The sequence below is a fragment of the Ectopseudomonas oleovorans genome, from assembly GCF_029845265.1.
Taxonomy (GTDB): Bacteria; Pseudomonadota; Gammaproteobacteria; order Pseudomonadales; family Pseudomonadaceae; genus Aquipseudomonas; species Aquipseudomonas oleovorans.
Map to the genome: position 1 here is coordinate 13,235 of NZ_JAOCLK010000030.1, position 20,768 is coordinate 34,002.

Here is a 20,768-nt window from a genome sequence, read left to right on the forward strand (position 1 = left end):
GCCGCTCATGCGCAAAGCATGCATAATAGCGGTGCTTTTGCCTGCTCAGAGACTCTTCATGCCGCGTCGCTTATTCAAACGCTACATGCCCGACCCCGACAGCATCAAGGGTAACAAGTCCCTGCGTTTTCTCGGCAAGCTGATTCACGATCCCAACCTGTGGCATCTCAATCGTCACTCGGTAGCACGCGGCATGGCCATCGGACTGTTCTGGGCGATGATCCCAATGCCGATGCAGATGCTGGCCGCCGCCGCCGTCGCCATTCCGCTGCGCGCCAACCTGCCGATCTCCATCGGTCTGGTCTGGCTGACCAACCCCATCACCATGCCGCCTATTTTCTATTGCACCTACAAACTGGGCGCGTGGATCATGCAGACACCGCCGGTGCGCATGCCGGAGACGCTGAGCCTGGAATGGATCACGGCCGAGGTAGCGGTGCTGTGGAAGCCGCTGTACCTGGGTTCCTTCGTCGCGGGAATCATCCTCGCGGCACTGGGCTACGTCCTGACCATGCTCTACTGGCGCTGGTGGGTCCAGCGCAGCTGGCGCAAGCGCCAGGAAAAGCTTCACCAACAACGTCACTGAAAAAAAGCCGTCGAAATCGACGGCTTTTTTATGCTTACTCGTAACGTAGCGCTTCGGCTGGCTGTACTTGCGCTGCCCGCCAGGATGGGTAGAGCGTGGCGAGGAAGCTCAGAATCAATGCCGCCGAACAGATCAGCACCACATCCAGCCACTGCAGATCAGACGGCAGGCTGCTGATGAAATACACGTCGGAGCTCAGCACCTGCTGTCCGGCGAAGGATTCCAGCCAGGCCACCAGTGCACTGACATTCAGCGCCGCAAGCAAGCCGAATACCGTGCCGATCAGGGTGCCGACGAGGCCGATCACCGAGCCCTGCACCATGAAAATCGCCATGATCTGCCGTGGTGTGGCGCCCAGCGTACGCAGGATGGCGATATCGCCGCCCTTGTCGGCGACCACCATGATCAGCGTGGCGATGATATTGAAGGCTGCCACCGCGACGATCAGCAAGAGCAGCAGACCGATCATGGTCTTCTCCATCTTCATCGCGCTGAACAGGCTGCCCTGGGTGTGGGTCCAGTCGTCGGCACGGTAATCGGCGCCCAGCTGCGCCTGCAGCGCCTTGGACACCTGCGGCGCCTGATACAGGTCCTTCAGCGCCAGGCGAATGCCCGGCACAGTGCCCTCCGGCAGGCGCTGCATCGCTGCCGCATCGGCGACGTTGATCAGCGCCAGCGAGCTGTCCAACTCGGCGCCGACCTTGAATACCGCTGCCACGTTCAGCCGCTGCATGCGCGGGGTGACGCCACCAGGTGCACTGCTCAGCTCGGGAATGATCAGCGTCAGCTTATCGCCCACCTGCAGGCCAAAACGACGCGCAGTGATATCACCAATCACCACGCCGAACTCACCGGGCTGCAGATTGTTCAGGCTGCCCTGACGGATATGCTCGGGCAGGATCGACACCTTGCCCTCCTCGGCCGGATCAATACCGTGGATCTGGATCGGCTGCATCGTGCCGCGATGCGAAAGCATGCCCTCCAGCTCGGCATAAGGCGCAGCTGCCTGCACCTGCGGATTGGCCATGGCCTTTGCCGCCAGGGCGCGCCAGTCGGCAACCGGCTCGGCACCATAGAGCATGGCGTGCGGCACCATGCCGAGAATGCGCGAGCTCATTTCCTTCTGGAAGCCGTTCATCACCGACAGCACCACGATCATCGCCAGCACGCCGAGTGCCAGACCGATCATCGAAGTCAGCGAAATGAAGGAGATGAAATGGTTGCGGCGCTTGGCCCGTGTGTAGCGAGCGCCGATGAAGATACTCAGCGGACGAAACATTAGAGGGCCACCAGCTTGCCGTCCTGCAGGCTGAGCACGCGATCCATCTGGCGGGCCAGCTGCATGTCGTGGGTCACCACCAGGAACGCGGTGTTGGAGTCGCGGCTGAGTTCGCGCATCAGCTCCTGAATGCCTTCAGCGGTGTGCTGGTCGAGGTTACCGGTGGGCTCATCGAGCAGCACCAGCCCTGGGCGGTTGACCAGGGCACGGGCAATGGCCACGCGCTGACGCTCACCACCGGACAGTTCGGACGGTTTGTGATTGAGACGATGCCCAAGCCCGACTCGCTCGAGCAGCTTGGTGGCACGGTCACGCGCTTCGCTGATCGACGTCTTGCCGATCAGCAGCGGCATGCAGGCATTTTCCAGCGCGGTAAATTCGGCCAGCAGGTGGTGAAACTGGTAGACGAAGCCCAGCGCGCGGTTGCGCAGCAGACCTCGTGCGGTCTCGCTCAGCGCCGAGAGTTGCTCGCCGGCCAGCCACACGCTGCCTTCGCTGGGCGTATCCAGGCCGCCAAGCATGTTCAACAGGGTGCTCTTGCCGGAGCCGGAGCTGCCGACGATGGCCACACGTTCACCGGGGAAGAGTTCCAGCTCGAGGCCATCGAGCACCACCACCGACTCGGGACCCTCGTCGTAACGCTTGCTCAGGTTGCGACAACTGAGCACGGCATTGTGCTGTTTCATGGCGTTCTGGTTCATGGACTCACTCATAGCGCAGGGCCTCGGCCGGCTGGGTACGCGCAGCACGCCAGGCTGGATACAGGGTGGCGAAGAAGCTCAGCAGCAACGCCGCGGTACAGACCATCACCACGTCGGCGCTCTGCAGTTGCGAGGGCAGGTAATCGATGAAGTAGACATCGGCATTGAGAAACTTGATGCCCAGCAGACGCTCGATGCCGGCGATCAGGCTGCTGACGTTGAGCGCTGCGAGAATCCCCAGCACGGCGCCGATCAAGGTGCCGACCACACCGATCACCGTGCCCTGTACCATGAAGATGGCCATGATCTGCCGCGGCGTGGCGCCGAGGGTGCGCAGGATGGCGATGTCGCCCTTCTTGTCGGTCACCACCATCACCAGGGTGGAAATGATATTGAACGCGGCCACCGCGACGATCAGCAGCAGGAGCAGACCGATCATGGTCTTCTCCATGCGAATGGCCTGGTAAAGGTTGCCGTGGGTACGGGTCCAGTCGCGGGCATAGAAATCGCCGTCGAGAGTCTGGGCGATCTCCCAGGCACTGCGCGGTGCCTGGAACAGATCATCGAACTTCAGGCGCAAGCCCTGCACCTGATCCGGCTTCCAGCGCTGCAGGCGCGCCAGGTCACTGATGTTGGCCAGAGCCAGTGCACCATCGATCTCGCCAGCACCGACGTGGAAGATGCCGGTCACGGTAAAGCGCTTCAGACGCGGGAACATGCCGGCGGGTGTTACCGTGACTTCAGGCGCGACGAAGGTGACCTTGTCACCCAGCTTCAGGCCCAGCTTGGCCGCCGCCTTGTCGCCGATGACCATGGCGAAATCGCCAGGCTGCAGGCTGTCGAGACTGCCCTGCTGGAAGAAACCGTCGATGATCGACACCTTGCGTTCCTGCTCAGGATCGATGGCATTGATCAGCACCTTCTGCACCTTGCCGTCGTGTGTCAGCAGGCCCTGCATCTGAGTGAAGGGTGCCAGCGCCTCGACGCGCGGATGGCGCTCGACCTGTCGCGCCAATGCCGGCCAGTCGCTGACCGGGGTCGGCGATTCGACCGTGGCGTGAGGAATCATCCCCAGCACCCGAGTGCGCATTTCATGGTCGAAACCATTCATCACCGACAGCACCAGGATCATTACCATCACCCCGAGGGTGAGGCCGAGCATGGACGTCAGGGAAATGAAGGAGACGAAGTGGTTGCGACGCTTGGCCCGCGTGTAGCGCGTACCGATGAATACGAACAGAGGTCTGAACATGTCGGAGAGATTCGGGAAAAGAAAAAACGTCCTTGTGGCAGGGCCAGGTCAGCAGCCTTACACTCAGAAGCAACTCAAAGCCTGCTGCGTATCGGGCATGCTGCGTTAAAGACACTTGGAAAGTCGCTTATGACCAGCGCGCTTCAGTGTGGCCCCGAAGGGGCGAGCGAAGCGAGCAATGCTCGTTTACCATTCGTAACCGAGGCTTGTTCGACGACACTTGCCTGGCACGCATCCAGTTCGCGAGACTTTCAACAGGGTCTTCGACCACCACCGCTTTCATGGGTTCGCCATGTCGACTAACGATGTAGATGATCGCCGCGAATACTATCGTATCGACGATACGATCGCACTGGAATTCAGCCTGCTGTCGGGGGCCGAGGCCCATGCCAGCGACGCGCTCCACGATCCATCGCCGCTGTTCAACCTGCTCAGCGACCTGCACCTGATGGACTTCGAATCCCAGCATCTGCTGCGCCATATCACTGAGCGCGACCGTACCCTGGCCAACTACCTGAAGGTGATCAACAAACGCATCGACCTGCTCGGCCAGGCTGTGGCGCAAAGCCTGCTACGGGACATCGGTGCACCACGCCAGGTATCGCTGTCCGAAGGCGGTATCAGCTTCAATAACGCCCAGCCCGTGGCGCCGGGCAGCCATCTGGCGATCAAGATGGTGCTTATGCCACAAGCACTCGGCCTCCTGCTGCGTGGTCAGGTGGTGCACTGCAGCCAACGCGCGGACGGCCAATTCGAGATCGGCACCGAGTTCGAAGCGTTGACCGACGCACAGCGCCAGTTACTGGCTCGGCATATCCTGCAGAAGCAGGCTCTGGAGCGTCGCCAAGCCCGCGAATGACACTCGCCAAGGAACCGCTATGTATCGTCTCGCACTGCTCCTCACCCTACTCGCCCCTACTGCTCTGTTGGCCGACACCCTGACCATTCCCCTGGGCAGCCAGGGTGCCGATCTCGACGCCAGCAACCTGCCGCATAGAGGCCAGTCCAAGCGTGCGGTACTGGAGCGTTTCGGCCTGGCCGATGAAGAGCACAAGCCCGTCGGCCAGCCGCCGATCACACGCTGGGACTACCGCGATTTCAGCGTCTATTTCGAATACGATCACGTGATCAACAGCGTGCGCCATCACCAGCCACGTCACCTCGACACCGCCAAGGAGTAACAGTGACTCTCATCTACGGCCATCGCGGCGCCAAGGGCGAAGCCCCGGAAAATACCCTGGCCAGTTTCCAGCGCTGCCTGGAACACGGCGTCGACCGCTGCGAGCTGGATCTGCATCTGTCGCGCGACGGCGAACTGATGGTGATCCACGACCCGACGCTCAAGCGCACCACCGGTCTGCGCGGCAAGGTGGTCGAACACGACGCCGCCGAGCTGATCAAATACGATGCACGCAAGGGCGGCCCAGGCTGGGTGCGCCCCTGCCCCATTCCGCGCTTGGAAGAATTGTTCCAGCAGTGCAAGTTCGAGCATTGGCAGCTGGAGGTGAAAAGCGCCTCGAAAGTGCGCGCCGCGCGCACCGTGCTGGCCATCTCGGAGCTGGTCGAGCGCTTCGGCCTGCGTGAGCAGATCACCATCACCTCCAGCTCGCGGGAGGTACTCAAGGCCGCGCGCGAACTGACCCCGCAGTTGCAGCTCGGTCTGGTTGCCGAGTACGCCTGGCTCGACCCACTGAAAGTAGCGGCGCATTACGACTGCCACCTGCTGGCGCTGAACTGGACGCTGTGCACCCCGGAGCGCCTGCTCAAGGCGCAGAAGCAAGGACTGCACGTGTCGGTATGGACGGTCAACGAGCCGGCGCTGATGCGCCGCCTGGCCGACTTCGGTGTCGACAGCATCATCACCGACTTCCCCGGCATCGCGGTGCAGACGCTGCGCGGCTGAGCCTTAGCGCCCTCCCCCCCCGGCCCCTCTCCCGCAAGCGGGAGAGGCGAGCAAGCCAGAACAGCCCGGGCTACGAACACAATGCAGCCAGCACATGCAGCGCGCCCTCGAAAAGTGCCGTTTGGCGGCCCCAAAATGGCGCCACCAAAGATCGACTGATCGATGCTTATTTCTTGTTAATCAAATGGCTATGCGCGAAATTGACCATCCTGAGCCGCATCGAGAAGGCCCCATCACAGGGCATTTCGCGACCTTCGCGCACCAGCAAAATGCAATCGCTATACCAAACACCAAACCGGTCACTTCACGACTATTCTTGCGGAACCCTCACGCTGCATAGCACTCGTAAACAGTACATACCCAACGCAGAGGACTCCTCACCATGCCACGCAAAGCCGCTACTCCAAGCACCAAGGACGCCCTGCTGGATGAATTCCAGGCTCTGGTCAGCGACACCGAGAAGCTCCTGCAACATTCCGCCAGCCTGGCTGGTGAACAGGCCGAAGCGCTGCGCGATGACATTCGCAGCAGTCTTGACCGTGCCCGTGACACCTTGCACAAAGCCGAGTCCGGCCTGCGCGAACAGGGCAAGATCGCCGTCGACGCCACCGAGGATTACGTGCACAAACACCCGTGGCAGGCGCTCGGCCTGTCGGCCGCTATCGGCCTGGTGCTCGGCCTGCTGATCAGCCGCCGTTGACAGCGCCCATGTCCAACGGCCCCTCGCCACGGCGCCTGGGAGCAGCCCTGCTGGGCCTGCTCCAGGGCCACGTGGCGCTGCTGGCCCATGAACTCGAAGACCAACGCGACCAGGCACTGCGTGCGCTGCTCCTTGGCGGTCTGTGCCTGGCCTTCGCCCTGCTCCTGCTGATAGGTCTGTCCGCTCTGCTGCTGATCATCTACTGGGATACGCACCGCCTGGCAGTCGCCACCGGCCTGTGCCTGTTCTACGGTTTTGGTCTGCTCGGTTGCGGCGCCTGGCTGCTGACCAGTCTGCGCAACGCCGAGCCGCCGTTCAGCGCCAGCCTTGAAGAACTGCAACGTGACCGCGAGCAACTGCTGCCATGACGCCGACCCTGCCTCCTGGCGCCTCGCGCCGTGAACTTCGTAAAGCCGTGCTGCGCATGCGCCTGGAAATGCATCGCCAGGAACTGCGTCATGAAATCCTGCAGATCACTCATCCACTGCAACAGGTACGCGAGTACGGGCAGCGGCTGCGCCAGGGCAATGCACCCTTTTTGCTCACTGGCGGGGTGCTGGCTCTGGCCGGGCTGCTTGGCCGTAAACGCGGCTGGCGCCGCTGGCTGCGCCTGGCGTTGATCGTCATGCCGCTGCTGCGGCGCGCGCAACATGGTACGCGCGGGCGCTCACCTTTGGTCTAGACCTGGGCTGGCCGCGATCTTGCTAGGTTGAGCCACTCTGCCACCATCTGGTGGCTCAACCGCTGAGCGCTAAGGAAATCCCAGGTGATCGACGGACTGCCTTTTGCCGTCTTCCAACCCTTTATCGACACCGCCACCGGCCGAATCGCAGGCGTCGAGGCCTTGGCGCGACTACGCGATGCCGAGGGCCAGGTGCGCTCGGCCGGGCCGCTGTTCGCCGACCCGAAAACACCGCCAGCAGCCCTGCGCCGCCTCGACCGCCAGGTACGCGAGGATGCCCTGCAGCGCTTCCACCAGGCTCCGGCGGACTGGTTCCTCAGCCTGAACATTTCACCACGCTGGATCAGCCGCCTGCGCCCGGCACAGCCACTGCCCAGCCTGATTCAACTGCAGCGCAGCGGTATCGACCCTGCGCGCATCGTCTTCGAGATCACCGAGCTGGGCGGTGCCAGCCAGCGCTTACCCGACGTGGTGGCGCGCTACCGCGACGCTGGCGCGCGCATCGCTATCGACGATTTCGGCGCTGGCTATTCGCAGCTCGACCGCGTGCTGGCACTGCAACCGGACATCCTCAAGCTGGACATGCGCCTGTTCCAGGAAGCCGCTCGCGGCGGCCCTAGCGGCGAAGTGGTCAAGGCGCTGGCCCAGATGGCCGAAAAGACCGGTTGCTGGATCATCGCCGAAGGGGTGGAAACCGAAGCCGAGTTGAACTTCGCCCTGGAGTGCGGCGCCCGTTACGTCCAGGGGTTCCTGTTCGCCAGGCCGGAGGAGGAACTGTTCGCCAGCGACGCCTTCGTCGGCCGTTTCGCGCGCCTGCGTGACAGCTATGTACAGCAGAAACTCGCCGAGCGCGCGCGCCTGGTCAGCCTGCGCCAGCAACTGGCCGAATTGATGTCCGAACTCCGCTTCTGGGCCGAAAGCGGCGCCCCGGCAACGAGCCTTGAGGCGCCGGACAACTATCCCTGGCTGTTGCGCATCTATCAGTGCGACCGCCACGGCACCCAGCTCACACCCAACCTGCAGTGGCGCCAGAACATCTGGCAGGCCGATGAACGCTACCTTGGGCATAACTGGTCATGGCGCCCCTACTTCTATCAACTGCTGGCCGAAGGCTGGGAAGAGCGGCGCCTGACGCTCTCCACCACCTACCGCGACGCCACCACCAACCAGTACTGCCTGACCGCCGGGCAGTTCATCGACAATGGTCGTCGCCTACTGCTGGTGGACATCGACGCCGCCGGTTTCTGAGTACGCAGCTAGGCTTAGCAACAGGCTATCGGACTTCTCTCGGCACAGTCGAACAAGGCGCGCCTCGAGCCAGACGCACCTCGGATACATCCGTGCCCACAGAAGCCTCGCGCCGAACGGCTGAATGATCTGCCCCAGTCTTCGAGGCTGCGCTTATGCTCTGGCTAGCCCTGCGCCTGCTCACCCTACTGCTGCTCAGCGCCAGTGTGCTGGCCGCCGCATCCCCGACCTACCACGACGACATCGCTCCGCTACTGGCCAACCGCTGCCTGGTTTGCCACAGCGGCGCGCAGGCCCCGCTGGGCCTGCGCCTGGACAGCCTGGAAAATCTGTTGCGCGGCAGCCAGCGCGGGCCGGTGGTCCACGCTGGCGATGCTGCCGGCAGCGAGCTGCTGCGCCGCCTGACGGGCAGCAGCCAACCGCGCATGCCGCTGAGCGGCCCGCCATTTCTCGAAGCCGCCGAGATCGCCATGGTCGAACGCTGGATAAACGCCGACCTGCCAGCAGGCAACGAAAGCATGACCCGGCCTGCCGCCGCCGTCCCAAGCCTCGACGAGGTGGTCGACTACCGACACGTCGAAGCTATCCTGCTGCGCCGCTGAGCTACCTGCCATTCCGCCAGCGGCTTGATGGGCGCGGTTCCCGAGGGTTATCTACTGTCATCCTACGCAGCGACCGCTGGCCAGCGGCGAGCGCGCCCGCGTGGTGCCCGGCAACCCTGTAGCCAGCGAGCTGGTGCGGCGTATTCGCGGCCAGGCGCGACCGCGCATGCCGTACGACGGCCCTGCCCTATCTCACCGATGCGGAAATCGATCTGATCGTGGCCTGGATCGAACAAGGCGCACGCTGCCGGGCAGCCAGCAACCGTGCCGGTGGACGCCCGAGTACGTCTGCATGGCCGCCTGGATGATGCCGGCAGGCTGGACGGTCTGGCGCTACTGATCGACGCGCGCACGCGCCTGGACGATGCGCCGCACCCCGGCGCCTACGTGCAGGTACGCGGCCGCCTCGATGCCGGCGGCCGTGTGCAAGTAGAACGTCTACGCCTGCGCTAACTGCTCGGCAGGTGCGTCACTCGGGCGATAGGCGGTGTGCACCACCTTGCTGTCGACATGATTGATGGTGGGCAGTATCTGCGCGGCATCAGTCAGCGACGGCGCCATGGTCCAGCGGTCCAGTGCGTCGTTGCCGATGCGCAGCATGCCGGTATGACTCAGATCGTTGAGGTCCACCACCGGGTCGACGTCATAGAAACCCAGGGCGCGGCGCAGTTGTTCGATATCGGCGCGCGCGCCGGTGAGAAACTGCCAGCCGGGACCGATATGATGACGCTCGACGTACTCGCGCAAACGCTCGGGACTGTCCAGCTCCGGCTGCAGCGTCAGCGAATACAGGTGCACATCGCGCCCGGCGCGCTCGCCGAGCATCTCCTGCACCAGACGCAGGTTGGCGGTGGTAGCCGGACAACTGTTACTCCACTGGGCATACATCATATTGATCGCCACCACCTTGCCACGCACCAGGTCGTCGTAGAAGCGCACTTCACGCCCCTCGTGGGTCAGCAGCGGGACATTGGGAAAGCGTGTACCGCCCACCCCGGCCAGCGGCGCAGCCGGTTGCTGCACGCTGCTGCCCGAGCGCCAGGCGGCCCAGCCGAACACAGCGACGCCCAGCTCTGCCAGTACCTTTCTTCGCGTATTCATGGCAAACCTCCGGCTGGCTCAGACGATGTCAAAACGCAGCATCATGGCGTGGTCTTCGTGGATCAGGTTGTGGCAGTGCATCACGTACTTGCCCTTGTAGTCGCGAAACCGTATCAGCACGCGAAGGACAGTACGATCAGTGATATTGAATACGTCCTTGCGTCCCTTCTCATGCGCAGCAATCGCCACATTCCTGCCATCGGTGGTCTTGCTCAGCAGACAGCCCTCCTCGAAATGGATATGGACGGGGTGATCCTAGCCGTCATCCACGCTGTACAGCTCCCATGCGTTAACCCGCACACGGACGATATACGCACGTCGTCTGAAAAACGGTCGACTCGACTGAGGCCTCCAGGCCGAGACAACTACCAACGACCAGACAGCCCATAGGGCCAGCACGCCAGAGCGAGTCGACTCGGCTCCAGCAAGGTCGGTGCACGGGAAATAGGTAGATGAACAATGAAGGCGTGGCAGCTGCGCCTCGCTGATACGGGGTGCATGGTCCGGCACAATGGCAAGCTGTCCATGACGTTCACCCCAGCAACCTCTACTGCCGGTATGCGAAGCCCTCTCCTTCACCACACTCCGTCAAATAACAAGCAACCACAGGTGTCACTTAAACTCGCCAATCGCAAACAGTCAAATACATGTCACTTTCTTACAAACAAGTCCAATATAATCGTTAAGCATATGCAGAAAAGACAATTTATTGACTTCCCATTAATCATCATCCTTGCCTCGGGTTGCGCTGCGCTGCGCGAACGCCGAAGCTAGGAGGCCTGGATCAACTTGGCGAGGATAGGCCTTGGATTGGCACACCCTGCTCACCCGCGAACGTCTCGGTAAACCTGCACCCAGCTCTGCAGAACTGGGACGCAGTCCTTTCCACAAGGACCATGACCGCATCATCTTCTCCGGTGCCTTCCGCCGCCTGGGACGCAAGACCCAGGTGCACCCGGTGTCGAGCAACGACCACATCCACACCCGCCTGACCCACTCCCTGGAAGTCAGCTGCGTCGGCCGTTCGCTGGCCATGCGCGTCGGCGAGATGTTGCGTGACGACCTACCCCACTGGTGCACGCCAAGCGACCTGGGCATGGTGGTGCAGTCCGCCTGCCTGGCCCACGACATAGGCAACCCGCCGTTCGGCCACTCCGGCGAAGACGCCATTCGCCACTGGTTTCAGCAGGCCGCCGGACGCGGCTGGCTGGATGCGATGAGCGATGCCGAACGCGCCGATTTTCTCAATTTCGAAGGTAACGCCCAGGGTTTTCGCGTGCTCACCCAGCTGGAGTACCACCAGTTCGACGGCGGTACACGGCTGACCTACGCCACCCTCGGCACCTACCTCAAGTACCCCTGGACGGCCCGCCATGCGGACGCACAGGGCTACAAGAAACACAAGTTCGGCTGCTACCAGAGCGAGCTGCCGCTACTCGAACAGATCGCCGCCAAGCTTGAACTGCCGCAACTGGAAACGCAGCGCTGGGCGCGTCACCCGCTGGTCTACCTGATGGAAGCGGCGGACGACATCTGCTACGGCCTGATCGACCTGGAAGACGGCGTGGAGATGGAACTGCTCGACTACACCGAAGTGGAGGCATTGCTGCTCGACCTGGTGGGCGATGATCTGCCGGAAACCTATCGCCAGCTCGGCCCCAAGGACTCACGCCGACGCAAGCTGGCGATCCTGCGCGGCAAGGCCATCGAACACCTGACCAACGCCGCGGCCGGCGCCTTCGTCGAGCAACAGCACGCCCTGCTGGGTGGTGGCCTGCAGGGCGATCTGGTCGAGCACATGCACGGCGCGGCCAAGCACTGCGTGCAGAGCGCGAAGTCACTGGCACGCGAGAAGATCTTCCACGACAAGCGCAAGACGCTGCATGAAATCGGCGCCTACACCACGCTGGAAATTCTCCTCAACGCCTTCTGCGGTGCAGCACTGGAGCTGCACAGTGGGCGTGCGCTCTCGTTCAAGCACCGGCGCATCCTCGACCTGCTCAGCTACTACGCGCCTGAACCCGGCTGGCCCCTGTATCGCTCGTTCATGCGGGTGATCGATTTCATCGCCGGCATGACGGACAGCTACGCTACGGAAATGGCGAGGGAAATGACGGGCCGTTCGAGCCCGATCTGACGAAAACAGCGCATGAAGAACCTGATTCGCAACAGTTTCACCTGGCATGCCGGCCCGCCGGCCTGGGGGCCGGCCGTGGTCGCCGGGCTGGGTTGTGCCTTGCCGCTGGTGCTCGGCCTGTTCACCGCTCACAGTGGTTTTCTCTGGGCCTCGGCTGGCGCCTTTCAGGCCGCCCAGGCCAACCCGCTGCACCGCTTCGGCATGCTGCGCATGCTGCTGCTCACCGGCCTCGGTGCCTGCAGCGCCGGCCTCGGTTTCTGGGCGGCTAGTCACCCCCTGCTCAGCCTGGGCATTTTCGCTGCTTTCGGCCTGCTGCTGGCCTGGCTGCAACGCTTCGGCAGCGAAGCCGGCAAGCTGGGTATCGGCCTGAGCATCTGCCTGTGCCTTGGCCAGGGTCAGTTCGGCATCGGCAACCTGCACAACCCTTATGCGGTGGCCATGCTGTTCATTCTCGGCGGGCTCTGGGTGATGCTGCTGGCCTTCGGCCTGCGTGGCCTGCACGGCCTGCGCATGTGGCCCTACATGCCGCGCTTCCTGGCCATTCTCAAGGTACTCAAGCGCCACGCGCAGCGCCTGCCTCGTCAGCAATGGCGTCTGCATGCCCTGGCCTGCATGCTGGCTTTTGCCGCGTCAGGGCTGATCGTCAATCTGGCCGGCCTGTCGCGGGGTTACTGGCTGACGCTGACCGTCATCAGCACGCTACAGTTGGAATTCCAGGGCAGCCTGGTTCGAGCGCTGCAAGCGAGCCTGGCCAGCCTCGCTGCCGCCGGCCTGCTGATCGTCTTCGGTCACAGCCTGCAAAGCCCCCCGACGATGGTCATCACCTTGCTGGTGCTGGTGATTCTCAGCCGTGCGCTGCAGGCCAATCACTACGGCTTGTTCGTGCTGCAGACCAGCCTGTGCTTCGTGCTCCTGGCCGAGAGCCTTGCTCAGGACTGGCACCTGGCGGAGGTGCGCCTGCTCAACGCGCTGATCGGCGTGGCCTTGAGCCTGACCGTGGCGCTTCTGGTTCATGGCTTGCGCCTGCGACTGAACAAACCGAGCAAAGCCGCGGACAATTCTCGGCAGCCTTTATAACTTTTCGGCAGATTCGCCCACTCTTCACTATGCTGTTCAAGCCTGCAGCGCCCGCAAGGAGTGAAGTGCGATGCTCAATACCGCCGCTCCCAGAGAACGCCGTTTCCCCCTGCACGTTCATATCAGTGTCCTGTTCACGCTTCTGCTGCTGTTCACCGGTGCCGTGCTCGGGTTGTTCAATTACCAGCAGACCAGCCGGCTGATCTTCTCCAGCAGTTCGACACTCTTCGAGCGCATCCAGCACGACGTACAGAGAGATCTGGACAATACCTACCGCCCCATACGCCACCTGCTCAGCCTGCTGGCGCTGCACCCGGCCACCGAGGCCGACACGCTCGATGAACGCCTGGAAATGCTGCCGCTGTTCGTTCAGGCCCTGCGCGACAACCCCAAACTGGCCTCGATCTATCTTGGCTATGAGGATGGCGACTTCTTCATGGTCAGGCCGCTGCGCAACGACATGCTCAAGCAGCGCCTCAACGCGCCGAACAAAGCGGCTTATCAGGTCTGGGCCATCGACCGCAGCAGCGCCGGGACCGACAGCGATTACCTGTTCTATGACGGCTCACTGAACCCGCTCAGCCGCCGGCAGAAACTCAGCGAGCCTTACGATCCCAGGCAGCGCGACTGGTTCAAGCGCGCGCGCGGCGATGGTGGACAGATCACCACCGCGCCCTATCTGTTCTTCTCCACCCAGGAAATCGGCACCACATTGGCCAGGCGCAGCGGCCTGACCACCGTGATCGGCGCCGACCTGACGCTCGACGATCTCTCGGCCACCTTGGCCAGCCACCGCGTCACCCCCAACAGTCAGGTAGTACTCGCCGACAACGACGGCAATGCCGTGGCCTACCCCGAGAGCAACCGCCTGCTCAAGGAGGTCGACGGCAAGGTATCGCTGGTCAAGGTCCGCGAGCTCAATCCGGCCCTGGGCGAATTGCTGTCCGGCCAACTGAACGAACGAGACGAGGGCATCGTCGAACTGGCCAAGCAGCGTTGGGCCATGGCTCACCGGCACATTCAGGAGGGCGGCCCACAGGGGTGCATCTGGCCCTGCTGGTGCCCGAGCAAGAGCTGCTGGCAGAGGCTTATCGCATCCGCTGGCAGGGCGCGCTGATCACTCTCACCACCCTGCTGCTGTGCCTGCCGCTGGGCTGACTGACTTCACGTCTGGTGGTCAAACCGCTGCGTAGCCTGGTGCAGGAGGCGCTGGCCATCCGCCGTTTCGACTTCGCCCATCCGGCCAGCGGTCGCTCGCCGATTCTCGAGGTCGACCAGCTAGCAGTGTCGATGAGCAGCATGAAGGACACCCTGTCGAGCTTTCTCGACATCGCCGCCAGCCTCTCGGCGGAAACCCAGTTCGACGCGCTGATCAAGCGCGTCATGGACGCCACCGTCTCCATCAGCGCGGCCCAGGGCGGCCTGCTTTACCTGCTGGACAACCACAGCGGACGCCTGGAGCCCCATGGACTGATCCTCGACGGTCAGAGCCGCAATCTCGCCGACCTCGGCATCCACGGCCTGGTCCATGACGACCCAACCCTGCCCACCTGGTTACAACGCCCGGCCAGCGGTGGTAACAGCATCGCCACCTCCATCGGCTGCGATCAGGCGGGTAAATTTCAAGGGCTGCTGTCGGCCATGGACAGTCCACGCCTGCACCTGATTGCAGCCGGCCTGCATAACCGCCAGGGCGACACTGTTGGCGTGCTGGTACTGTTGCAACGCGATACCGGCGAAGATAACGAAAGCATGCTCAGCCCGGATCGCGTCGCCTTCGTCGACGCCGTCTCAGGCAGTGCAGCCCTGTGCATCGAGAGCCAGCGTCTGCTGGCCAGGCAGAAGCAGTTGCTCGATGCCTTCATCCAGCTGATCGCCGGCGCTATCGACGCCAAGAGTCCCTATACCGGCGGCCACTGTCAGCGCGTACCGGAAATCACCCTGATGCTGGCGCGCGCCGCTGCCGAGAGCGACGCCCCCGAGTTTCGTGATTACAACCCAAGCGACGAAGAATGGGAGGCGCTGCATATCGCCGCCTGGCTGCATGACTGTGGCAAGGTCACCACGCCGGAATACGTGGTCGACAAAGCGACCAAACTGGAAACCCTGTACGACCGCATTCACGAAGTGCGCATGCGTTTCGAGGTGCTCAAGCGCGATGCCTGGATCGCCTATTGGCGTGCCTGCACCGAAGGTGGCGAGGAGGCGGAGCTGGCCAGGCTACGCGACCAGTTGCTGAGCGATCTGGACGACGAGTTCGCCTTCATCGCCCGCATCAACCTGGGCGGCGAGGCCATGGCCGATGCCGACCAGGCGCGCCTGCAGCAGATCGCCGAACGCCGCTGGCTACGCACCCTGGACAATCGCCTGGGCGTGTCCTGGGAGGAAGCCAAGCGCCTGGAACGCTCGACACCTGCAAGCCTGCCGGTGGAAGAACCGCTGCTCGCCGACCGCCCCGAACACCTGATCGAGCGCGTTGGCCAGGAGGTGATCGCGCCGGAAAATCCCTGGGGCTTCAAGCTGGAAGTGCCGCCGTACAAGTTCAACCGCGGCGAGCTGCACAACCTGAGCATCGCCCGCGGCACGTTGACGGCCGAGGAGCGCTACATCATCAATCATCACATCGTGCAGACCATCCTGATGCTCGACCGCCTGCCCTTCCCCAAGCATCTGCAGAACGTCACCGAGATCGCTGGCGGGCACCACGAGAAGATGGACGGCAGCGGCTATCCCAAACGCCTGAGGCGCGAACAGATGAGCCTGCCGGCACGCATGATGGCAATCGCCGATATCTTCGAAGCATTGACGGCGGTGGATCGCCCCTACAAGAAAGGCAAGACGCTGTCGGAGGCGCTGAACATCATGGTCGGCATGTGCAAGGACGCGCACATCGACCCGCAGCTGTTCGCTCTATTCATTCGTGCCGGCATCTATCGGCGCTACGCCGAACGTTTCATGCAGCCCGAACAGATCGATCAGGTGGACGAACAGATGGTCTTGGAAAAGGCAGGAGTGCTGTAGGAGCGAGCTCTGCTCGCGAAACGTTGATCAACGCTTCGACTCGAGAGCAGAGCCGCTCCTGCAGTCAGATATCAGGCTATGGCCTGGATCAGCCAAAAGCTGAGGCGGCGCCAGAGAACCCAGCGCCGAGTAGCGATCAAGCCTGGTTGATCGGGTTTTCCGGGTACCAGACGTCCTGCAACGGGCTGAGTTCGAACTTCTCCAGTTCGTCACGGCCTTTCAGCCAGGCCTCGACGGCAGCACGCTGCTCCTCGTTGACCGAGCCACGCTTGGCCAGGCAGACCAGACCGAAGTCTTCGCTACCTACGTAATCCAGACCATTGCCGGCGATGGCCTGATCGAGGAACTGATCGACGAAATCGTCGAGGGTCTGGTCGCTCAAGTCGGCCTTGAAGTTCAGGGTCAGCTCGAAGCCCAGCTCCTGGAATTCATCGACACAGAGCTTCTTGCGCAGACGGCGGGAACGGTTGGTCGCCATGAAACAATCCTCAAAGGTAATAACGCGCGGCACTCTAGCAGTTTCGCCGCCAGAGCGCCCGTATTGTATCGTCCTGCCGGCCCTTCGAACATGTTGAACGCCAGCTGTTTGCAGTGACTGTTTTTAACCCGGCGGGGCCGACTGCGAGCAGAATCTTGCGGCATAATGCCGGCAACTTTTCCCCGAGTCGGACTGTCGTTTGTCTGTCTCCCACGTCACTCCCGCCTGACTGCGGAAGGTTCCTGTCGATGATTCAGCGGTTTCGCCATCTGGCGCTGAGCGCCCTGCTTCTCCCCCTCGCCCTGTCCTGCCACGCTGCCAACGCCGCACTCCCTGCCAAGGTCGAGCAGGCGCTGAAGGCCAACAAGATTTCCAACAACTCGCTGTCGGTGATGACCGTGCCTCTGGGCGGACAAGCTGGCGGCCTGCAGTTCAATGCCGATATCTCGGTCAACCCGGCCTCCACCATGAAGCTGGTGACCACCTATGCCGCTCTGGAATTGCTGGGGCCCAACCATCAATGGAAGACCGAGTTCTATGCCGACGGCCCGCTGAAGGATGGTGTACTGCATGGCAACCTCTACCTCAAGGGTGGCGGCGACCCGAAACTGAACATGGAGAAACTCTGGCTGCTGCTGCGCGATCTGCGCATCAACGGCGTGCGCCAGGTTCAAGGCGACCTGGTGCTCGATCGCAGCTTCTTCGTGGCCCCGCAGTTGCCGGCGTTCAATGATGACGGTGGCGATGCCAACAAACCCTTCCTGGTCAAACCCGACTCCCTGCTGATCAACCTCAAGGCGCAGCGTTTCATCACCCGCGCCGAAGGCGGCAAGGCGCATATCGCCATGGACCCGCCAATCGCCACTGTCCGTATCGACAATCAGGTTCGCGTGCTCAAGGCTGCAACCTGTCCGGCCTGGCCCGATATCCGCTACAACGCGGTGGAGCAGTACGACGGCACGACCCTGATCGTCAGCGGCCAACTGGCTGAAGGCTGCAGTGCGCAGACCTACCTGTCGCTGCTCGACCATCCCAGCTACGCCGCCGGCGCGGTACGCGGTATCTGGCAGGAGCTGGGCGGCAAGATTCTTGGCAAGGACCGTCTGGGCCCTGTTCCGGAAAAAGCCCGCATGCTGGTACGCGCCTTCTCCCCGGATGTGGTGGAGATCGTCCGCGACATCAACAAGTACAGCAACAACACCATGGCTCGGCAGCTGTTTCTCAGCATCGGCGCACAGTTCCGTACCGAAGCCGACAAGGATGACGCCATGGCCGCACAGCGCGTCATTCGCAGTTGGCTAGCCCGCAAGGGCATCACGGCGCCGCATCTGGTGATGGAGAATGGCTCCGGCCTGTCGCGCGCCGAACGCATCAGCGCACGGGAAATGGCGCTGATCCTCCAGGCGGCCTGGCGCAGCCCTTACGCTGCCGAGTTCCGCAGCTCGATGCCACTGGTGGCAATGGACGGCACCATGCGCCGGCGCCTGCAGCGCACGCCGCTGGTGGGTGAGGCGCACATCAAGACCGGCACCCTGAACAACGTGCGCGCCATTGCCGGCTACAGCCGCGACAGCAACGGCCAGGACTGGGCTGTGGTGGCCATCCTCAACGACCCAAAACCCTGGGGCGCCACCTCGATCCTCGATCAGGTGCTGCTGGAAACCTACAAGCAGCCCAAACGCTGACCACGCTGTAGCCCGGGGATGTAATCCAGGGGGCTCTTTTGAACCTGAGCTCCGGATTGCATCCAGGCTACGCTGTCAGCGTGCAGTGAAACGCCAGGCGCGGTGGATCTTCGGGTTGCGGGCGAAGTCCGGGTCCAGCGTCTGCGCACTGATCTCTTCGACCTGGTAGCGCGCCAGCAGGCTTTCATCCAACTGGAACTTGCGGAAGTTGTTGGAGAAATACAGCACACCGCCACGGGCCAGGCGCGCCATGGCCAGGTCGAGCAACTCGACGTGGTCACGCTGCACATCGAACACGCCTTCCATGCGCTTGGAGTTGGAGAAAGTCGGCGGGTCGATGAAGATCAGCTCGTACTCACCGCGATCCTCTGCCAGCCAGGTCATCACGTCGCCCTGCTCCAGACGGTGCTTGTCGGAAAAACCGTTGAGCGCGAGATTACGCCGCGCCCAGTCCAGGTAAGTTTTCGACAGATCCACGCTGGTGGTGCTGCGCGCACCACCCTTGGCCGCATACACGGTAGCCGTCGCGGTGTAACAGAACAGGTTGAGGAAGCGCTTGCCAGCGGCCTCGCGCTGCAGACGCAGGCGCAACGGACGGTGATCGAGGAACAGCCCGGTATCCAGATAGTCGGTGAGGTTGACCAGCAGCTTGACCCCGCCTTCATTCACCTCCATGAACTCGCCCTGCGCGGCCTGACGCTGATACTGCTTGGTACCGGTCTGGCGCTCACGGCGCTTGATCACCACGCGACTCTGCGCCACGCCCAGCGCCTGTGGGATTGCGGCCAAGGCATCGAGCAGCCGCGCCTGGGCCTTGTCCGGGTCGACCGAACGTGGCGCGGCATATTCCTGTACGTGCACCCAGTCGCGGTACAGATCGACCGCCACGGCATACTCGGGCATATCGGCATCGTACAGGCGGTAGCATTCGACCCCCTCACGACGCGCCCATTTGCCCAGTTGCTTGAGGTTCTTCTGCAGGCGGTTGGCGAACATCTGCCCGCCTTCGGACAGGCGCGCCTGTTGCGGCGCCTCGTTCGCTGGCTGCTGATCGTCCTCGCGCGCACGCCGTTCGGCGGTGACGAACTGCTCGGTCTGCACCTTGATCAACAGCAGTTTGCAGGGCAGTGCGCCGTTCCAGAACGCGTACTGCTTATGGCTGCGCAGACCCATGCGCTTGCCCAATTCGGGCGCGCCGGTGAATACCGCTGCCTCCCAGCCCAGGCAGGCCTGACGCAGGCGCTCGCCGAGGTTCTGGTAGAGGTACAGCAAGCTGGCTTCGTCGCCCAAGCGTTCGCCGTAGGGCGGATTGCTGATCACCAGACCTTTCTGATTCTGATCCGGGCGCGGCTCGAAACTGCCCAGTTCACCCTGATAGATCTTCACCCAGTCGGATAATCCGGCGCGCTCGACGTTGTTGCGCCCTGGCTGAATCAGACGCGGGTCGGCTTCATAACCACGAATCCACAGCGGTGGTTTGGCCAGGCCGGCCGCAGCGCGCGCTTCGGCCTCGGCATGCAGTTTTTTCCAGATGGCCGGCACATGGCCGAGCCAGTTGGAAAACCCCCAACGCTCACGCCTGAGATTGGGGGCGATATCGGCAGCCATCAGCGCTGCCTCCACCAGGAAGGTACCTACACCGCACATCGGGTCGGCCAAGGCGCCACCCTCGGCAGCAATGCGTGGCCAACCGGCACGGATCAACACTGCCGCCGCCAGGTTCTCTTTCAGCGGCGCCGCTCCCTGCTGTAGGCGGTAACCACGCTGGTGCAGGCTGTGGCCGGAGAGGTCCAGGGACAGCACCGCCTCACCGCGATCCAGGCGCAGGTGCACGCGCAAATCAGGATTGAGTTTGTCGATGCTGGGCCGTTCGCCCCCGGCCGTGCGCAGGCGGTCGACGATCGCGTCCTTGACCTTGAGCGCGCCGAAGTGGGTGTTGTCGATGCCCGAACCATTGCCACTGAACTCCACCGCCAGGCTGCCGGACGACTCCAGATGGTCGCGCCAGTCTACTGCCTGCACGCCGTCATAAAGCTCGTCGGCGTTATTCATGGCAAAGCGCGACAGCACCAGCAGCACGCGGTTGGCCAGGCGCGACCACAGGCACAGGCGATAGGCCACTTCGATCTCGGCATGGCCACGTACTGCAGCAGTCTGCTCGCGCACCTCCTCCAGGCCCAGCGCCTTGGCCTCTTCCAGCAACAGGCCTTCAAGCCCTTTGGGGCAGGTCAGTACGATTTCGTAACGTTCAGACATGGATGTTCCACTGCCTATGGCAATCAGGGAGGTACAGCGATGCACCTCGACTCAAAATAA

General features: G+C 62.8%; 20 protein-coding genes and 1 pseudogene. 14 read left to right on the forward strand and 7 right to left on the reverse strand.

Annotation, left to right across the window (positions count from 1 at the left end; genetic code table 11):
• Positions 1–58 precede the first annotated feature (58 nt).
• Positions 59–586, forward strand: coding sequence for a DUF2062 domain-containing protein (locus N5J71_RS15315; protein WP_279917176.1), 528 nt, complete (start codon positions 59–61; stop codon positions 584–586).
• A gap of 34 nt (positions 587–620) precedes the next feature.
• On the opposite strand, the gene N5J71_RS15320 is transcribed toward N5J71_RS15315, so the two are convergent.
• Genes N5J71_RS15320 through N5J71_RS15330 form a run of 3 tightly spaced genes read right to left on the reverse strand, consistent with a single transcriptional unit; the run spans position 621 to position 3,818 of the window.
• Positions 621–1,865: a lipoprotein-releasing ABC transporter permease subunit gene (locus N5J71_RS15320; RefSeq protein WP_012018147.1), complete on the reverse strand. Its 1,245-nt coding sequence runs from the start codon at positions 1,863–1,865 to the stop codon at positions 621–623.
• A complete protein-coding gene (gene lolD, locus N5J71_RS15325; protein WP_279917177.1) occupies positions 1,865–2,566 on the reverse strand; it encodes a lipoprotein-releasing ABC transporter ATP-binding protein LolD in 702 nt (233 codons plus the stop codon). The genes N5J71_RS15320 and lolD overlap by 1 nt, the downstream gene beginning before the upstream one ends.
• 4 nt (positions 2,567–2,570) lie before the next feature.
• Complete coding sequence (locus N5J71_RS15330; protein ID WP_003461982.1) at positions 2,571–3,818, reverse strand: lipoprotein-releasing ABC transporter permease subunit; 1,248 nt, start codon at positions 3,816–3,818, stop codon at positions 2,571–2,573.
• A 292-nt stretch (positions 3,819–4,110) separates the two neighbouring features.
• Here N5J71_RS15330 and N5J71_RS15335 point away from each other — a divergent pair, with 292 nt between their 5' ends.
• The 9 genes from N5J71_RS15335 to N5J71_RS15375 all read left to right on the forward strand — a co-directional run bounded on the left by N5J71_RS15335 (position 4,111) and on the right by N5J71_RS15375 (position 9,406).
• On the forward strand, positions 4,111–4,677 hold the full coding sequence (locus N5J71_RS15335) for a PilZ domain-containing protein (protein ID WP_003461983.1): 567 nt from the start codon (positions 4,111–4,113) through the stop codon (positions 4,675–4,677).
• Between the two features lie 19 nt (positions 4,678–4,696).
• The gene (locus N5J71_RS15340) at positions 4,697–4,999 is read left to right on the forward strand and encodes a hypothetical protein (protein WP_003461984.1); all 303 of its coding nucleotides are present in this window, start codon (positions 4,697–4,699) and stop codon (positions 4,997–4,999) included.
• A 2-nt stretch (positions 5,000–5,001) separates the two neighbouring features.
• Positions 5,002–5,721, forward strand: a complete 720-nt coding sequence (locus N5J71_RS15345) for a glycerophosphodiester phosphodiesterase (RefSeq protein WP_003461985.1) — start codon at positions 5,002–5,004, stop codon at positions 5,719–5,721.
• 382 nt (positions 5,722–6,103) lie between these two features.
• Complete coding sequence (locus N5J71_RS15350; protein WP_003461988.1) at positions 6,104–6,421, forward strand: ElaB/YgaM/YqjD family protein; 318 nt, start codon at positions 6,104–6,106, stop codon at positions 6,419–6,421.
• Between the two features lie 8 nt (positions 6,422–6,429).
• On the forward strand, positions 6,430–6,789 hold the full coding sequence (locus N5J71_RS15355) for a phage holin family protein (protein ID WP_003461989.1): 360 nt from the start codon (positions 6,430–6,432) through the stop codon (positions 6,787–6,789).
• A complete protein-coding gene (locus N5J71_RS15360; RefSeq protein ID WP_279917178.1) occupies positions 6,786–7,103 on the forward strand; it encodes a hypothetical protein in 318 nt (105 codons plus the stop codon). The genes N5J71_RS15355 and N5J71_RS15360 overlap by 4 nt, the downstream gene beginning before the upstream one ends.
• Positions 7,104–7,187: 84 nt before the next feature.
• The gene (locus N5J71_RS15365; protein WP_279917179.1) at positions 7,188–8,351 is read left to right on the forward strand and encodes an EAL domain-containing protein; all 1,164 of its coding nucleotides are present in this window, start codon (positions 7,188–7,190) and stop codon (positions 8,349–8,351) included.
• 155 nt (positions 8,352–8,506) lie between these two features.
• Positions 8,507–8,953 (forward strand): c-type cytochrome domain-containing protein, encoded by a 447-nt coding sequence (locus N5J71_RS15370; protein WP_003461995.1) that lies wholly within the window; start codon positions 8,507–8,509, stop codon positions 8,951–8,953.
• Between the two features lie 270 nt (positions 8,954–9,223).
• On the forward strand, positions 9,224–9,406 hold the full coding sequence (locus tag N5J71_RS15375) for a hypothetical protein (protein WP_241198158.1): 183 nt from the start codon (positions 9,224–9,226) through the stop codon (positions 9,404–9,406).
• Here the strand turns inward: N5J71_RS15375 and N5J71_RS15380 are convergent.
• Together N5J71_RS15380 and N5J71_RS15385 are read right to left on the reverse strand one after the other, a co-directional pair.
• Positions 9,392–10,054: an SCO family protein gene (locus N5J71_RS15380; RefSeq protein ID WP_003461997.1), complete on the reverse strand. Its 663-nt coding sequence runs from the start codon at positions 10,052–10,054 to the stop codon at positions 9,392–9,394. The two genes, N5J71_RS15375 and N5J71_RS15380, sit on opposite strands and share 15 nt — an antisense overlap.
• Positions 10,055–10,072: 18 nt before the next feature.
• On the reverse strand, positions 10,073–10,294 hold the full coding sequence (locus N5J71_RS15385) for a multicopper oxidase domain-containing protein (RefSeq protein ID WP_255312120.1): 222 nt from the start codon (positions 10,292–10,294) through the stop codon (positions 10,073–10,075).
• 565 nt (positions 10,295–10,859) lie between these two features.
• Here N5J71_RS15385 and N5J71_RS15390 point away from each other — a divergent pair.
• The 3 genes and pseudogenes from N5J71_RS15390 to N5J71_RS15400 all read left to right on the forward strand — a co-directional run bounded on the left by N5J71_RS15390 (position 10,860) and on the right by N5J71_RS15400 (position 16,289).
• Complete coding sequence (locus N5J71_RS15390) at positions 10,860–12,191, forward strand: deoxyguanosinetriphosphate triphosphohydrolase (RefSeq protein WP_074855936.1); 1,332 nt, start codon at positions 10,860–10,862, stop codon at positions 12,189–12,191.
• A gap of 12 nt (positions 12,192–12,203) precedes the next feature.
• Positions 12,204–13,268: an FUSC family protein gene (locus N5J71_RS15395; RefSeq protein ID WP_279533611.1), complete on the forward strand. Its 1,065-nt coding sequence runs from the start codon at positions 12,204–12,206 to the stop codon at positions 13,266–13,268.
• 70 nt (positions 13,269–13,338) lie between these two features.
• A pseudogene (locus N5J71_RS15400) lies at positions 13,339–16,289 on the forward strand (HD domain-containing phosphohydrolase).
• A gap of 136 nt (positions 16,290–16,425) precedes the next feature.
• Here the strand turns inward: N5J71_RS15400 and N5J71_RS15405 are convergent.
• On the reverse strand, positions 16,426–16,767 hold the full coding sequence (locus N5J71_RS15405; protein WP_003462002.1) for a YggL family protein: 342 nt from the start codon (positions 16,765–16,767) through the stop codon (positions 16,426–16,428).
• A 248-nt stretch (positions 16,768–17,015) separates the two neighbouring features.
• On the opposite strand from N5J71_RS15405, the gene dacB reads away from it, so the two are divergent.
• Complete coding sequence (gene dacB, locus N5J71_RS15410) at positions 17,016–18,452, forward strand: D-alanyl-D-alanine carboxypeptidase/D-alanyl-D-alanine endopeptidase (RefSeq protein ID WP_003462004.1); 1,437 nt, start codon at positions 17,016–17,018, stop codon at positions 18,450–18,452.
• 75 nt (positions 18,453–18,527) lie between these two features.
• Here the strand turns inward: dacB and rlmKL are convergent, their stop codons facing one another.
• Positions 18,528–20,708 carry a bifunctional 23S rRNA (guanine(2069)-N(7))-methyltransferase RlmK/23S rRNA (guanine(2445)-N(2))-methyltransferase RlmL gene (gene rlmKL / locus N5J71_RS15415; protein ID WP_279917180.1) on the reverse strand — a complete coding sequence of 727 codons (2,181 nt, stop codon included), beginning with the start codon at positions 20,706–20,708 and terminating at the stop codon, positions 18,528–18,530.
• Positions 20,709–20,768: the final 60 nt, after the last annotated feature.

Excerpts from the sequence above, each read along its gene's own strand:
- lolD (WP_279917177.1), bottom strand. The coding sequence starts at position 2,566 with ATGAACCAGAACGCCATGAAACAGCACAATGCCGTGCTCAGTTGTCGC.
- N5J71_RS15350 (WP_003461988.1), top strand. The coding sequence starts at position 6,104 with ATGCCACGCAAAGCCGCTACTCCAAGCACCAAGGACGCCCTGCTGGAT.
- N5J71_RS15320 (WP_012018147.1), bottom strand. The coding sequence starts at position 1,865 with ATGTTTCGTCCGCTGAGTATCTTCATCGGCGCTCGCTACACACGGGCC.
- dacB (WP_003462004.1), top strand. The coding sequence starts at position 17,016 with ATGATTCAGCGGTTTCGCCATCTGGCGCTGAGCGCCCTGCTTCTCCCC.
- N5J71_RS15395 (WP_279533611.1), top strand. The coding sequence starts at position 12,204 with ATGAAGAACCTGATTCGCAACAGTTTCACCTGGCATGCCGGCCCGCCG.
- N5J71_RS15315 (WP_279917176.1), top strand. The coding sequence starts at position 59 with ATGCCGCGTCGCTTATTCAAACGCTACATGCCCGACCCCGACAGCATC.
- rlmKL (WP_279917180.1), bottom strand. The coding sequence starts at position 20,708 with ATGTCTGAACGTTACGAAATCGTACTGACCTGCCCCAAAGGGCTTGAA.
- N5J71_RS15360 (WP_279917178.1), top strand. The coding sequence starts at position 6,786 with ATGACGCCGACCCTGCCTCCTGGCGCCTCGCGCCGTGAACTTCGTAAA.
- N5J71_RS15330 (WP_003461982.1), bottom strand. The coding sequence starts at position 3,818 with ATGTTCAGACCTCTGTTCGTATTCATCGGTACGCGCTACACGCGGGCC.
- N5J71_RS15405 (WP_003462002.1), bottom strand. The coding sequence starts at position 16,767 with ATGGCGACCAACCGTTCCCGCCGTCTGCGCAAGAAGCTCTGTGTCGAT.
- N5J71_RS15355 (WP_003461989.1), top strand. The coding sequence starts at position 6,430 with ATGTCCAACGGCCCCTCGCCACGGCGCCTGGGAGCAGCCCTGCTGGGC.
- N5J71_RS15340 (WP_003461984.1), top strand. The coding sequence starts at position 4,697 with ATGTATCGTCTCGCACTGCTCCTCACCCTACTCGCCCCTACTGCTCTG.
- N5J71_RS15335 (WP_003461983.1), top strand. The coding sequence starts at position 4,111 with ATGTCGACTAACGATGTAGATGATCGCCGCGAATACTATCGTATCGAC.
- N5J71_RS15370 (WP_003461995.1), top strand. The coding sequence starts at position 8,507 with ATGCTCTGGCTAGCCCTGCGCCTGCTCACCCTACTGCTGCTCAGCGCC.
- N5J71_RS15380 (WP_003461997.1), bottom strand. The coding sequence starts at position 10,054 with ATGAATACGCGAAGAAAGGTACTGGCAGAGCTGGGCGTCGCTGTGTTC.